The organism is Pseudarthrobacter sp. ATCC 49987 (genome assembly GCF_009928425.1).
GTDB lineage: Bacteria > Actinomycetota > Actinomycetes > Actinomycetales > Micrococcaceae > Arthrobacter.
In genome coordinates, this window is record NZ_JAABNS010000001.1 from 1,094,967 (window position 1) to 1,107,848 (window position 12,882).

The following is a 12,882-nucleotide window of genomic DNA, read 5'->3' on the forward strand; positions in this document are numbered from 1 at the left end:
GAACGAACCCGGAATCATGACCCTTTCAACGCCTCCCCAGGCGCCCGTTTCCGCGGCGCCCCAGTTCCCTGACGCCCTTCCTTCCCGTCCCGGGCCCGACTCCGCGCCGGGACCCGGCACTCTGCGCGCGACGCCCCGCAGGGGCGGGCGGTACGCCCGCTTGCCGCTCCTCGCCGGACGAGGCTTTATCCCGCTCGGGCTTTTTGCCCGCCTCCCGCTCGCCATGCTCACCGTCGGGGCCCTCACCTTGGTCACCGCTGTCACCGGCTCCTATGCCGTCGGCGGCCTGTCAGCCGGCGCGGTGGGCATTGGCTCGGCGCTCGGTGCCCCCTTCCTCGGCGCGCTGGCGGACCGGCGGGGCCAACGCCCGGTGCTGGTGTTCGCCGCCGTGTTCAACACGGTCGCCGTCATCGCCCTGATCCTCGCCGCCTACCTGGTCCCGGGCGGGCCGGACCTCGCCGCCGCCGTCCCCGTCCTGGCGGCCGCTATCGTGGCCGGGGCCAGCTGCCCGCAGGTGGGGCCGCTGGCCCGGGTCCGCTGGATGGCCCTGACTTCCCGCGGCGGCCGCGAAGCCAACCCCGCGGACCTGGACACAGCACTGTCCTACGAAAGCACCGCCGACGAATTGACCTTCGTCCTGGGCCCCGCACTCGTGGGCATCCTCGCCAGCCTGATCGCACCATGGCTGCCCCTCGCCCTCGCCGCGGCCCTCACCATCACGTTCGTCCCGGCGTTTGCCGTGCACCCCACCCACCACGCAGTGGTCCGGACGCCGGCGCGGACAGCAGCCGGCGCCGCCCGGGCGAAACAGCTCCGGGCTTCCCTGTCTGCCGGACAGCGTGCGGGCGCCTTCACCGCCGTCGCGCTTCCCGTACTGGCCATGGTCTGCATGGGAACATTCTTCGGCTCGACCCAGACCGCGCTGAGTTCCTTCTCCGCCAGCTTCGCCACCTCCGAGCTGGCCGGCCTGCTCTACGCGGTGATGGGCCTGAGCTCCGCCGCGGCGGCCCTGTCCGTGGCGTACTGGCCCCAGCGGTTCACAGCGCACGCCCGCTGGCTCGCCTGCGCGGCACTGCTGGCAGGACTTGCGCTGCTGCTGTTGCTGCCCTCGACCGCGCTTCCCATGGTCCTCGTGCTCCTGGTCCTCGGCCTGCCGGTCGGACCACTCATGGTCACGGTGTTCGCAATCGGCGGACTCGTCGCCCCGGCCGGAAAACTCGGCACGGTCATGACTGCGCTGGCGAGCGGCATCGTCGCCGGCACCGCAATCGGCTCGTCCGTGGCGGGGCAGCTGGCGCAGAACCACGGCTACTCCACCGCGTTTGTGGTGCCGGTATGGGCGGCCGCGGCGCTTTTCCTGCTCGGAACTGCAGCCGCCGCCGTGCTCCGGCAACGGAACAGGACGGCGTCAGCGGCCGCTTGAGGGGTCCGGCGGAGGGGGAGTTGGGGTGCGCGTCAGCCCAGCTGGCTTTCGATGCGCCGGGCGCTAGCGGTCAGGGCAGCGGCCACTTCCTCGGGATCCTGGGCGGCGCGGATATATACGACGGCGAGCGCCGCCGGCCGCCCGCCCGGAACCCGGATGGGGACGGCCAGGGAGGAGACGCCGGAGATGACCTCGTCGTGGCTGGCGGAATAACCGCGGCGGCGAGCCTCGGCCGCTTCGGCCCGGTAGGGGATGCCGGGCGCGGCGGCGGCCCATTCCTGTTCTGACAGGGCCGACTGGATTGCGATGCCGGGGGCGCCGGCACTGATCGGATGCCGGGAGCCCGGATGCTGGACCACCGCGGCCCCGGTGTGCCGCGGATCCACGGTCACCAGGGTGACGCAGTCCTCGTGGTCCCAGACGGCGACGAAAGCGCTCATCGTCAGCGCATTCGCGAGCTGGGTGAGCTCGGGCAGGGCCGCCGTCTGCAGGTTCCGCGACACCCCGCGGGCGAGGACGGCGAGGCCCGGGCCGGGCTGGACCCGGCCGCGGTCGTCGCGCACCAGCAGGGAGTGGTCCTCGAGGGTGCGGAGGATGCGGTAGGCCACGGAACGGTGCACCCCCATCGCGTCGGCGAGTTCGGCGATGGTCAGCGGGTGCTGGGCGTCGGCCAGGATTTCCAGGGCGCGGATGCCGCGCGACAACGTCTGGGACGGGGAAGCCTGGGCGCTGCCGGCGGTCGGGGTCATGGGTCCATCCTAGGTGCGGGCGGCGGTGAAGCCGGGAGGCGCCGTGGGCTCTTGTGCTCCGCCCCTCAGTGCGCTAGCGTTCTATATGGGAATTATGTGTTCGATTATAGAACAAAAACCGACGCCGTCGCCATCCGCAAGGGATCATTGATGATTGCCAAGCCCCGCACCGAGCCCGTTCCGGTTGTTCCGGGCCGTATGTCCGGGCCCCGGTCCCACCAATTCCGCGGCAGCCTGGGCAGGTTCGCCACCGGTGTCGCGATCGTGACGTTCGACGGCGTCACGAAGCGCCACGGCATCACCGTCAATTCCTTCACCTCGGTGTCCATGGATCCGCCGCTCGTGCTTGTCAGCATCGCCCGCGCCGCGAAGGCCCACGACGAGCTCGCCGGCCGTCCCTTCTCTGTCAACATCCTTGGTGCGGAGCAGCGGCAGCTTGCCATGCACTTCGCCGGCCGTCCCGGGCCCGAGCCGCTCTGGGCCGAGGGCGAAACAGCACCGCGGCTATCCAATGTCCTCGCCTACTTTGAATGCAAGCCCTGGGCGGCGTACGACGGCGGCGACCACACGCTCTACATCGGCGAGGTGGTGGACTTCAACTACCGCAACGGCGATGCCCTGGCCTTCGCGAACGGCACCTTCACGACCATCCCGGAAAGCCTGCTGGGCATGGAAGACCTGCTCTGACCCCAGCAGTCCGACTCAGGCCTTATCGGCACAGCTCAACGATGACTGGAGAAGCAGTAATGGGTATCCGTACCGGACAGCAGTACCTGGACAAGCTCAACGACATGACGCCCCACGTGGTGATCGACGGTGAGGTCGTCAGTGACAAGATCGCCGAGCACCCCGCGTTCCGCAATGTGGCACGTTCCTACGCGAAGCTCTTCGACATGCAGCACGACCCCAGGTACCAGGACGCACTGACGTACACCTCGCCCACCACCGGTGGCCTCGTCAACGCCTCCTTCCTGGTGCCGAAGACCGTCGAGGACCTCGAGCGCCGCCGCCGTGCCATCTCCACGTGGGCCGAGTCCTCCAACGGCTTCTTGGGCCGCTCCGGCGACTACATGAACTCCTCGCTCACTGCCCTCAGCACGGCCGGCAAGTGGTTTTCCCAGGCGGATCCCAAGTTCGGCGAGAACATCCGCAACTACTACGAGTGGGCCCGCGAAAGCGACGTCCTGGCCACGCACACCCTGATCCCGCCGCAGGTCAACCGCTCGGTCTCCGGATCCGAACAGCTCGGGGGCCAGCTTTCGGCCCGGATTGTCGAGGAGCGCGAGGACGGCATTGTCATCCACGGCGCCCGCATGCTGGCCACCATCGCCCCGATCGCGGACGAGCTCCTGGTCTTCCCTTCCACGGTGCTTCGCGGCACTCCGGACGACGCGCCATACTCCTACGCGTTCGCCATCCCCAACGACGCTCCGGGCCTGCGCTACCTGTGCCGCACCTCGCTGTACAACGGCGGAAGCACCCATGACGAGCCGCTCGCCTCCCGCTATGAGGAAATGGACGCCGTCGCGATCTTCGACCACGTCTTCGTCCCCAGCGAGCGCATCTTCATGCTGGGCAACCCGCAGCTGTGCAACGGCTTCTACTCCGAAACCGGCGCCGCCGCCCTGATGACGCACCAGGTGGTCACCCGCACGATCGCCAAGAGTGAGTTCTTCCTGGGCCTGGCGTCCGAACTCGCCGACTCGATCGGCATCGACGGTTTCCAGCACATCCAGGAGGACATTGCCGAACTGATTGTCGACGTCGAAATCGGCAAGGCGCTGGTCCGGGCCTCCGAGGCGGACGCGCAGCTCAACGAGGCCGGCGTCATGCTGCCGAAGTGGTCCACACTGAATGCCGCCCGCAACTGGTATCCGAAGGTCGCCCAGCGCTTCCCGCAGATCATCCGCAAGTTCTCCGCTTCCGGGCTTATGGCCCTTCCCGGCGAAGCGGACGTCAACAGTGACGCCCGTGCCGACATCGAGATGTACCTGCAGGGCAAGTCGCTGACCGGTCCGGAGCGCGTCCGGCTCTTCAAACTGGCCTTCGACGCCTCTGTCTCCGGCTTCTCCGGCCGGCAGTCGCTCTACGAGTACTTCTTCTTCGGTGACCCGGTGAGGATGGCCGGCGCGATGGTGAACAGCTATGACCGCGGGCCCGTGCGGGCCCGGGTCCGGGAGTTCCTCAACCGCGTCGACTGACGGGCAACTCTGCCGTCATTTAGGGGCGGCGGGGAAGCTTTTTTCAAAGATGTGTGACCTGGCACATATTTCATAGTAAGATTCTGAATACTAACTGACCGTTCGATCAGTAAATCCAGAGGCATTCAGTTATTCTCTTCGCACCCACCCCGGGCAGCACCTCTGCCCCCAGCAACGGAGTTCCAATGACCGCAACTTCACGTGTCGATTCAGAGGCGGGCCCCAGCAGCAAGCATGAGGAACGCAAAGTCCTCGCGGGCACGCTGGTCGGGACCACCATCGAGTGGTACGACTTCTTCATCTTCGCCCAGCTGACAGCAACGCTGCTGTCGCCGCTGTTCCTGGCCCCGCTGAATGCCTCCAATCCGGGCCTGGCGCAGATCCTGTCCTTCGCCCTCATCGGCATCAGCTTCCTGTTCCGCCCGCTCGGTGCCATCGTCGCCGGCCACCTGGGTGACCGGCTCGGCCGCAAGGCCATGCTGGTCTTCACCCTCATCATGATGGGTGCCGCCACGGCGCTGATCGGCATGCTGCCGACCTACGCCCAGATCGGCTTCTGGGCTCCGGTCCTGCTGATCCTGCTCCGCGTCATCCAGGGCTTCTCCGCAGGCGGTGAATGGGGCGGCGCCGCCCTGATGGCTGTCGAGCACGCTCCCAAGAGCAAGCGCGGCCTGTTCGGCGCGTACCCGCAGATCGGTGTTCCGGTCGGCATGATCCTGGCCACCGGCCTGCTCTACTTCCTCAACACGTCCATGTCCAAGGAGGACTTCTCGTCCTGGGGCTGGCGTGTGCCGTTCCTGCTCTCCATCGTGCTGATCGTCGTCGGCTACCTGATCCGCCGCGCCGTGGCCGAGAGCCCGGTCTTCAAGGAACTGTCCGAGCGCAAGGAGGAGAGCAAAGCGCCCCTGGGCGAGCTCATCCGGAAGCACAAGAAGGCCGTCCTCTACTCGACGATGATCTTCATCGGCAACAACGCTGCCGGCTACCTCCTGATCGCGTTCTTCATCTCCTACGCCACCAAGTCCCTGAAGATGCCTGTCGCGCAGATCCTGCTGGCCACCACGCTGGCTTCCTTCGGCTGGCTGATCTTCACCCTTGTCGGCGGCTGGCTCTCGGACAAGATCGGCCGCGTCAAGACCTTCCTGATCGGCTACGGCATTGTCTTCGCCTGGATGATCCCGATGTTCGCTCTGATCGACACCAAGAACATCGTGCTCTACGGCGTCGCACTGTTCGTCCTGACCATTGGCCTGGGCCTGTCCTACGGCCCGATGTCCGCGATGTACGCCGAGATGTTCCCGGCAAACGTGCGCTACTCGGGCATCTCGATCGGCTACGCCTTCGGCGCCATCCTGGGCGGTGCGTTCGCGGCCACCATCGCGGAGGCCCTGCTGCAGGGAACGGGGTGGACCGGTTCCATCGGTATCTACATCATGATCCTCTGTGTCATCTCCGCCGTCGGTGTCCTCCTCGCCGGGGAAACCAAGGGCCGCCCGCTCGGCGTCGTGCACCACACGCCGGCTGAAACGGCAAAGCACTAGCAAGCAGCCTGACAGGAGGGGCACGGACCGCTTGGTCCGTGCCCCCCGCCTTTTAACCAGCGCGCCGTTCAGGCGGGCCGGGCCGCCAGGTGCCGGACGACGTCGTCGTCCCGCACCTGGCGGAAGGTGCGGTAATAGCTGCCGACGGCGCGGAACTGGCCCGGGATGAACAGGCTGAAGACGGCGTCGGCGAGCCGCTCCATTTGCGTCTGTGCCTCCAGCGACGCGACGGGAACCCCGACGACGACTCTCGCCGCACCTGCCGCCCGGACGGCCTCGACGGCGGCGCGCATCGTCGCACCGGTGGCCATCCCATCATCGACGACGATGACCGTTTTGCCTCTCACGGGCAGCCGCGGCCCCGGGTAGGCTCCGGCGCGGCGCTGCAGTTCTGCCCGTTCGTTGCTTTCCACGACGTCCAGCGCGGACCTGCTGACACCGATGGTGAGGAGCCGGTCCACAAGGTCCAGATTCAGGACCCGCACCACCGCGCCGTTGGCCGGTGCCAGGGCGCCGAAGGCCGTTTCCTCGTGTCCGGGGACCCCCAGCTTGCAGACCGGGAGCACGTCCCAGGGCAGCCGGAGCGCTGTGGCGGCCTCGGCCGCAACCGGGACACCGCCGCGCGCGAGGCCCAGCACCACGGCGTCCGGGCGGCCGCGGAACTGGGGGAAGGCGGAGGCGAGAAGCCTGCCTGCCTGCCCGCGGCCCGTGTATTGCATGCCCATAAGACGCACCTCCGGTTCCGGCCCAGTTGCTGCGGCCAGCCTACGTCCGGCGGGGAAGCCACGCGAGGCCGGGGCCGGATTCCTCCAGCGGGCAGTCCTATCCATCCATCGAATGGAGATACGGCGGTAGGATGTCCAGTGGGGGTTCGGCCGTGGTGGCCTCACCGCTTTGTTGGCCCGAACTACGTGGGGGAATCAATGGCCGTACCAGTTGTCGGCGCCAATCTTCAGGCCCGGTTGTCTGCAGCCGTCTCCGTCACGTGCCTGGCAGCCTTACTCGCAGCCTGTGCACCCGCCACCGAAACCCGGCCCCCCACGCTGGATCTTGCCGCGGCCAAGGAGTCCACTCGCGCGCAGCAAGATGAGCTGGTGTCGGTGATCCCGTCGTCGGCTGTCGCGGCGACGAAGCAGACCGGGACCTCCCGTGCTCTTTTTGAGTGCGGGACCGGCGGCTACTACTGGCCTGGCACCCTGGATGTTGTCCTCAGCGGCGACGCCGACGGCCGTGCGCTGCTGGAGCAGATCAAGGCTGACCGGTCCGCCAGAAGCGGCTGGACTGTCAAGGACAAGACGAGCGTCAACGGAGATCCGGAGCTGGTGATCGTCAGCCAGGACGGCTTCCGGCACTCGATCGAGTTCAACCCGGAGCGGAATGCGCTCAACGTCCTGTCCTCGTCCGCCTGCTTCGGTATGGCGGGAACCCCCGAACCGGGCGTCGACTATTAGACGCCCAGGAAGCTGACGGCGCCCTGCTTGAAGGCGCGGCTGGTGATGGCGTTGGTGTGGTTCCGGCCCGGCAGGATGAGCTGCTCGACCATCGCCCCGGCCTTCGCGCCCAGGGCGGCGAGTTCCGGCATCGACGCGGCGCGCTCGTCCTTTTCCCCGGCCACGAGCAGCATCGGCATGTGCGGCACGGCCTCGGCGGGATCGAATGGCTCGCTTTTGATGGCCTCCACGAGGGACAGCAGCGAGAAAATGTTGTTGCTGGGCAGCATCTGCGCCATCTTCAGCAGCCCCGCGGTGGACGCATCCGCGATCGGGGTGCCATCCGCAAGGTAGCGCTGCGCGGCGACCAGGTCGAAGTCGGCCAGCGGATCGGCGACATTGGGGCCGCCCAGGACCAGCCGGTGCACCAGCTCATGCTGGGTGGCGCCGAACTCCCAGGCGAGCCGGGAGCCGAGCGAGTAGCCGATCAGGTCCAGCCCGCTGGACGGGTCGCCGTCACGCAGGGGGCGGACGCCGGCGTCGAACGCGATCTGCAGCAGATCGGCGCGGATCCTGCTGGGCGCGTAGGAGTCCATGTCCTCGGGGGCTCCGCTGCGGCCGTGGCCGGGCAGGTCCACCGTGATGACGCGGCGGCCGGCTTCCAGCAGCGCGGTCAGCCAGCCGGTGTCCTCCCAGTTGAGCTTGGAGGAGGAGGAGAAGCCGTGCAGCAGCAGCACCGGTCGCAGTCCGGCGTCGGATTCTGGCTCGTGCACCCCGATGTACAGCTGGGGGTCGGTGCCCTCGACGGTGTGGGAATGCTGTTCGCCGGTGTGTCTGCCGCTCATGGTGTCAGTCCTCATCAAGTACGGCGCTCAGGCGGACCCGGCGCTTCGGTGCCTCTTCCTTCGGGACCGTGCCCACAATGCCGGCGGTGTTGTCCGGCACCTCGAACACAATCAGGGGCTCGCCGACATTGATCTTGTCGCCGGGCCCGCCGTGGATACGCACTACCTTACCTGCCTGCGGGCTCGGCAATTCAACGGCCGATTTGGTGGTTTCGACCGCGACGAGTGGCTGGTTGCGCTCCACCTGGTCGCCCGGGGAAACCAGCCATTCGAGCACGGTGGCCTCGATCAGGCCCTCGCCAAGATCCGGCAGCGGGAAGGAAATTTCAGCCACGTTTGTACTCCAATACTCGCTGGATGCCGAAGAGGATCCGGTCAATGTTCGGGATGTATTCATCTTCGAGGTCGCCGGAGGGGTACGGGACGTCGAAGCCGGTCACACGCTCCACCGGCGCCTTGAGCGTGTCGAAGCAGCTTTGCGTGATCAGCTGCGCCACCTCGGCGCCCAGCCCGGAGGTCAGCGGTGCCTCATGGACGACGACGGCGCGGCGCGTCTTGCGGACGGAGGCGGCCAGCGCCGCGGTGTCGATCGGCTTGAGCCAACGCAGGTCCAGGACCTCGATCTCGATCCCGTCCTCGGCGGCGAGCTCGGCCACCTGGAGGCAGCGGGCCACCATGGCGCCCCACGCGACCAGCGTGAGGTGGCGTCCCGCGCGCATGACCTTGGCGCCGGTGGGGGAGCCGCCGTCCGCGTCGTGGCTGGCGGTGTCCACCTCGCCCTTTTGCCAGTAGCGGGACTTCGGCTCCATGAAGATCACCGGGTCCGGACGGGTGGCGGCGTACTTGAGCAGGTGGTAGGCCTCGTGCGGGTTCGACGGCGAGACCACCTTGAGCCCGGGTACATGCGCGAAGAGTGCCTCCAGGCTTTCGCCGTGGTGTTCGGGGGCCCGGATGCCGCCGAAGCTGGGCACGCGCAGCGTGATCGGCATCGGCAGGGTGCCGCGGCTCCGGTAGTTCATCCGCGCAATCTGGCAGACGATCTGGTTGATGGCCGGGTAGGCGAAGCCGTCGAACTGGACCTCCGGGATGGGGTGGAACCCCGCCATCGCCAGGCCCACGGACATGCCGAGAATGCCGGATTCCGCCAGCGGGGTGTCAAAGACGCGCTGTTCGCCGTGTTTGGCCTGCAGCCCGTCAGTGATCCGGAAGACGCCGCCGAGCCGGCCGCAGTCCTCGCCGAAGATCAGGGTCCTGGGGTTTTCCGCGAGGACCTCGTCGAGGGCCCGGTTCAGGGCCTGCTGCATGGACATCACGGTGGTGGAAGCGGGCGTGTGCACTTTCCCGCTTTCAAGGGTCGAGTTAGACATGTTCGGACTCCTCGCGCCAGTTGGCGGCCTGGGCCTGCAGGGCAGGGGTGGTTTCCTGGAAGACCAGGTCAAACATTTCGGTTCCGGGGCGGGAGCCGAGCGCCTGGATGCCGGTGCGGATCTGCTCTTCCTCGGCCTTCGCCGCGGCCAGGGCCTCGGCGAAGAACGCCTCGTCGGCGATGCCGTCGGCGAGCAGCCGCTGCTTGAGCCGCTCCAGCGGGTCCATACCGGCGCCGTCGCGCTCCTCGTCGAGGGAGCGGTAGCGTCCCGGATCGTCGGAGGTCGAGTGCGGGCCGCGCCGGTAGGTCATGGCCTCGATGAGCACGGGGCCGTTGCCGGAGCGGGCGTGTGCGAAGGCACGCCGGGTTGCCTCGACGACGGCGATGACGTCATCGCCGTCGATCTGCAGTGCCGGGATGCCGTAGCCGGCGGCGCGGGCGGCGACGGAGCCGCCGGCCACCTGGCGTTCGGTGGGGACCGAGATGGCCCAGCCGTTGTTCTGGACGAAGAACACGACGGGGGCGTTCATCACGGCGGCGAAGTTCAGGGCCTCGTGGACGTCGCCCTGCGAGGACGCGCCGTCGCCGAAGTACGTCATGGCGACGCCGAGCTTGCCGTCGGCGGTGCCGGCCAGCGTCTGGCCGTGGGCCCAGCCCACAGCGTGCAGCACAGAACCCGCCACTACGGCCTGGATCGGGGCGAGCCGGGACTCCTGCGGGTCGTAGAGCCCGCCGTGCCAGGTGGCCTTGTGGGTGGACATGTACGCCACCATGTCCACGCCCATGGTGCGGGCGACGCCCATTTCCCGGTAGGTGGGGAAAACGAAGTCCCGGGTGGTGTCCACGGCGTAGCCGCTGCCCACCTGGGCCGCTTCCTGGCCGAGCTCGGGAGCATAGCCGGGGATGATGCCCTGGCGCTGCCAGGCGATGGCCGAGGTATCCAGGTGGCGGACGGCCACCATCAGCGAATAGAGCTCGCGGAGCTGGGCGGGAGTGAGCGGTTCGGCGGCATCGCCGGAAGCCACGGGAAGTGTGTCCATGGTTGTGACCCTAGTCACCGGCCCGCCGCTGGGCAATCAGCCGCCGAAAAACTGACCAGACTGCACAAGAATGCCAGTCGGATCGCCGTTTGGCCTTACAGCTTGTGCAGTTAGCCGGGCTGGTGCGCGCGGTCGCGGGTCAGCCGGGCTCCGATCCAGCAGGCCGCGGCAATGCCGGCGACCAGGGCGATGGTGCTGACGAGTTGTTTGCTGCTCTCCGGGCTGCTGAAGCCGACGGCGAAGATCAGGGCCAGGAGCACCAGGCCGAAGATGGTCAGCCCCGGGAAGCCCCTCATGCGCAGCGGCAGCTCGGTGCCCTCCCGGTCGGCGCGGCGGCGGAGGATCAGCTGGGACACAAGCGCGGAGCCCCAGACCATCAGGCAGGTCGAGCCGACCAGCTGGAACAGCGCCGGCAGGATCTGCTCCGGGAAGAGCAGCTCCAGGACGGTGGCCAGGAAGCCGAACGCCACGGAGACGCCGACGGCGGCCGCCGGCACCCGCGCCTTGTTGACCTTCGAGAGGAACCGGGGAGCCTCGCCGCGCTCGGACAGCGAGAAGACCATCCGGGAGGCGCCGTAGAGATTCGCGTTCAGGGCCGAGAGGAGCGCGACGACGGCCACCAGGGTGATGGCGGCGCCGGCACCGGGGATGCCCGCCGTGTCCAGTACGCCGGCGAACGGCGAGGCCAGGGCCTTCGAGGTGTAGGGGAGGACGGCGGCGATGACGAACACCGAGCCGATGTAGAAGACCAGGATGCGCCAGACAACGGTGCGGATCGCCTGGGCCACGCTGTGCCGGGGATTCTCGGTCTCGGCGGCGGCCACGCTGACAATCTCGGTGCCGCCGAACGCGAAGATCACGACGAAGAGCGCGGTGGCGATGCCGCCGAGGCCCGCGGGGGCAAAATTGGCGGTGAAGTTGGTGAGCCCGGGGGAGGGGACGTCCGGCAGCCAGCCCAGCAGCAGGGCGGTGCCGATGCCGAGGAACGCCAGGATGGCGGCCACCTTGAGAATGGCGAACCAGAACTCGAACTCGCCGAAGTTCTTTACGCCGGCGAGGTTGATCGCCGTGAACACGACCATAAAGATCAGGGACAGGGCCCAGACCGGGATGACCGGCCACACGGTAAACAGCAGGGCGGCCGCGCCGAGGGCTTCGGCGGCGATGACAACCACCAGCTGCAGCCACCAGAGCCAGCCCACGGTGGCGCCGGCTGTCCTGCCCATGGCCTTTGCGGCGTAGACGGAAAACGCGCCGCTGTTGGGGTTGGCGGCGGCCATTTCGCCGAGCGCCCACATCACCAGGATGATCAGGGTTCCCGCGACCAGATAGGAGATCAGGACGGCGGGTCCGGCGGCCTGGACTCCGGCCCCCGAGCCGAGGAACAGTCCGGCGCCGATGGCGCTCCCGAGTCCCATCATGGTGAGTTGGCGTGGCTTCATGCTGTGGCCGAGTTTCAGGCCGGGGCGCTCCGCGGTGGACTTCATTGTCATGCTGGCGAACCTTCGTGTGGTGTGGACCTGTCAGTCCTTATGGGACCTATTGAATTTACCGTTAGGGAGCGGGGTCTACGTGCGCCGGCCGTGAGAACATGGTGACAGTTTGTTGGCAGGAGACGCAGTTTCCACAACGGTTTGTGATGCAAACCCGTCTGCAGGAGGAACATTTGATGGACGTTGATGCCCTGGATGCGAAGATTGTCCGATTCTTTACGGATTCACCCCGGGCCTCGGTGCTGGAGGCCTCCCGCGTCCTCAAAGTTGCCCGCGCCACCGTACAGTCACGGCTGGACCGGATGCAGGACAGCGGCGTTATCGGTTCCTGGGTGCCGCAGCCAGATCCGGCCCACTTCGGGTTCCCAGTCGTCGCATTCTGCTCTCTGACGATCAACCAGGACCTCGGACACGACGCGGTGGTCGAGGCCCTCGCGGAGATCCCGGAACTGATCGAAATCCATACTGTGTCCGGCAGTTCGGACCTCATGGCCCGCATTGCGGCCCGCTCCAACCCGGACCTGCAGCGTGTGCTGGATGCCATGATCGCCACCCGGACGGTGCTTCGCTCGTCCTCGGTGATTGTGCTGAACACCCATTTCCAGGGCCGTACGCTCCCGCTGCTGGAAGCCGCCGCCGCCGCGGGACGCTGAGCAGGACAGCCCCTCGGGCGGCTCCGGCGGCCCAGTGTGACCTGAAACATTTTGCGCCCGGGAGGGGGCGTCGTAGAATTAGTTCTAGTCAGTCTGACTATAACTCTTCCGGCGGTCGGGCCGGAACTGTCCGGGCGGTCC

The 12,882-nt window shown here is 67.7% G+C and carries 13 protein-coding genes; 6 read left to right on the top strand and 7 right to left on the bottom strand.

Annotated elements, in window-relative coordinates; genetic code table 11:
* Positions 1-16 precede the first annotated feature (16 nt).
* Complete coding sequence (locus GXK59_RS05115; protein ID WP_160664907.1) at positions 17-1,423, top strand: MFS transporter; 1,407 nt, start codon at positions 17-19, stop codon at positions 1,421-1,423.
* Between the two features lie 32 nt (positions 1,424-1,455).
* Here the strand turns inward: GXK59_RS05115 and GXK59_RS05120 are convergent, their stop codons facing one another.
* Positions 1,456-2,172 carry an IclR family transcriptional regulator gene (locus GXK59_RS05120; protein WP_160664909.1) on the bottom strand — a complete coding sequence of 239 codons (717 nt, stop codon included), beginning with the start codon at positions 2,170-2,172 and terminating at the stop codon, positions 1,456-1,458.
* A 150-nt stretch (positions 2,173-2,322) separates the two neighbouring features.
* Between GXK59_RS05120 and GXK59_RS05125 the strand changes: the two genes are divergently transcribed.
* The 3 genes from GXK59_RS05125 to GXK59_RS05135 all read left to right on the top strand — a co-directional run bounded on the left by GXK59_RS05125 (position 2,323) and on the right by GXK59_RS05135 (position 5,914).
* On the top strand, positions 2,323-2,859 hold the full coding sequence (locus GXK59_RS05125) for a flavin reductase family protein (protein ID WP_160669005.1): 537 nt from the start codon (positions 2,323-2,325) through the stop codon (positions 2,857-2,859).
* A 59-nt stretch (positions 2,860-2,918) separates the two neighbouring features.
* On the top strand, positions 2,919-4,373 hold the full coding sequence (gene hpaB, locus GXK59_RS05130) for a 4-hydroxyphenylacetate 3-monooxygenase, oxygenase component (RefSeq protein WP_160664911.1): 1,455 nt from the start codon (positions 2,919-2,921) through the stop codon (positions 4,371-4,373).
* Positions 4,374-4,558: 185 nt separating this feature from the next.
* Positions 4,559-5,914, top strand: a complete 1,356-nt coding sequence (locus GXK59_RS05135; RefSeq protein ID WP_160664913.1) for an MFS transporter — start codon at positions 4,559-4,561, stop codon at positions 5,912-5,914.
* 68 nt (positions 5,915-5,982) lie between these two features.
* Here the strand turns inward: GXK59_RS05135 and GXK59_RS05140 are convergent, their stop codons facing one another.
* Positions 5,983-6,639, bottom strand: coding sequence for a phosphoribosyltransferase (locus tag GXK59_RS05140; RefSeq protein WP_160664915.1), 657 nt, complete (start codon positions 6,637-6,639; stop codon positions 5,983-5,985).
* A 198-nt stretch (positions 6,640-6,837) separates the two neighbouring features.
* On the opposite strand from GXK59_RS05140, the gene GXK59_RS05145 reads away from it, so the two are divergent.
* On the top strand, positions 6,838-7,365 hold the full coding sequence (locus GXK59_RS05145) for a hypothetical protein (RefSeq protein ID WP_160664917.1): 528 nt from the start codon (positions 6,838-6,840) through the stop codon (positions 7,363-7,365).
* On the opposite strand, the gene GXK59_RS05150 is transcribed toward GXK59_RS05145, so the two are convergent.
* From GXK59_RS05150 to GXK59_RS05170, 5 genes are all read right to left on the bottom strand, one after another.
* Positions 7,362-8,189, bottom strand: a complete 828-nt coding sequence (locus GXK59_RS05150; protein WP_160664919.1) for an alpha/beta fold hydrolase — start codon at positions 8,187-8,189, stop codon at positions 7,362-7,364. The two genes, GXK59_RS05145 and GXK59_RS05150, sit on opposite strands and share 4 nt — an antisense overlap.
* 4 nt (positions 8,190-8,193) lie before the next feature.
* The gene (locus GXK59_RS05155; protein WP_160664921.1) at positions 8,194-8,523 is read right to left on the bottom strand and encodes a biotin/lipoyl-containing protein; all 330 of its coding nucleotides are present in this window, start codon (positions 8,521-8,523) and stop codon (positions 8,194-8,196) included.
* A complete protein-coding gene (locus GXK59_RS05160) occupies positions 8,516-9,556 on the bottom strand; it encodes an alpha-ketoacid dehydrogenase subunit beta (protein WP_160664923.1) in 1,041 nt (346 codons plus the stop codon). Before GXK59_RS05160 ends, GXK59_RS05155 begins: the two co-directional genes overlap by 8 nt.
* The gene (locus tag GXK59_RS05165; RefSeq protein ID WP_160664925.1) at positions 9,549-10,595 is read right to left on the bottom strand and encodes a thiamine pyrophosphate-dependent enzyme; all 1,047 of its coding nucleotides are present in this window, start codon (positions 10,593-10,595) and stop codon (positions 9,549-9,551) included. The genes GXK59_RS05160 and GXK59_RS05165 overlap by 8 nt, the downstream gene beginning before the upstream one ends.
* Before the next feature lie 110 nt (positions 10,596-10,705).
* Complete coding sequence (locus GXK59_RS05170) at positions 10,706-12,088, bottom strand: amino acid permease (RefSeq protein ID WP_160664927.1); 1,383 nt, start codon at positions 12,086-12,088, stop codon at positions 10,706-10,708.
* A gap of 176 nt (positions 12,089-12,264) precedes the next feature.
* On the opposite strand from GXK59_RS05170, the gene GXK59_RS05175 reads away from it, so the two are divergent.
* On the top strand, positions 12,265-12,741 hold the full coding sequence (locus GXK59_RS05175) for an Lrp/AsnC family transcriptional regulator (protein WP_160664929.1): 477 nt from the start codon (positions 12,265-12,267) through the stop codon (positions 12,739-12,741).
* Positions 12,742-12,882: the final 141 nt, after the last annotated feature.

Bases quoted from the DNA above. Each gene is read 5' to 3' on its own strand.
- GXK59_RS05160 (WP_160664923.1), bottom strand. From the start codon at position 9,556: ATGTCTAACTCGACCCTTGAAAGCGGGAAAGTGCACACGCCCGCTTCC.
- GXK59_RS05140 (WP_160664915.1), bottom strand. From the start codon at position 6,639: ATGGGCATGCAATACACGGGCCGCGGGCAGGCAGGCAGGCTTCTCGCC.
- hpaB (WP_160664911.1), top strand. From the start codon at position 2,919: ATGGGTATCCGTACCGGACAGCAGTACCTGGACAAGCTCAACGACATG.
- GXK59_RS05170 (WP_160664927.1), bottom strand. From the start codon at position 12,088: ATGACAATGAAGTCCACCGCGGAGCGCCCCGGCCTGAAACTCGGCCAC.
- GXK59_RS05120 (WP_160664909.1), bottom strand. From the start codon at position 2,172: ATGACCCCGACCGCCGGCAGCGCCCAGGCTTCCCCGTCCCAGACGTTG.
- GXK59_RS05115 (WP_160664907.1), top strand. From the start codon at position 17: ATGACCCTTTCAACGCCTCCCCAGGCGCCCGTTTCCGCGGCGCCCCAG.
- GXK59_RS05135 (WP_160664913.1), top strand. From the start codon at position 4,559: ATGACCGCAACTTCACGTGTCGATTCAGAGGCGGGCCCCAGCAGCAAG.
- GXK59_RS05125 (WP_160669005.1), top strand. From the start codon at position 2,323: ATGATTGCCAAGCCCCGCACCGAGCCCGTTCCGGTTGTTCCGGGCCGT.
- GXK59_RS05145 (WP_160664917.1), top strand. From the start codon at position 6,838: ATGGCCGTACCAGTTGTCGGCGCCAATCTTCAGGCCCGGTTGTCTGCA.
- GXK59_RS05175 (WP_160664929.1), top strand. From the start codon at position 12,265: ATGGACGTTGATGCCCTGGATGCGAAGATTGTCCGATTCTTTACGGAT.
- GXK59_RS05150 (WP_160664919.1), bottom strand. From the start codon at position 8,189: ATGAGCGGCAGACACACCGGCGAACAGCATTCCCACACCGTCGAGGGC.
- GXK59_RS05165 (WP_160664925.1), bottom strand. From the start codon at position 10,595: ATGGACACACTTCCCGTGGCTTCCGGCGATGCCGCCGAACCGCTCACT.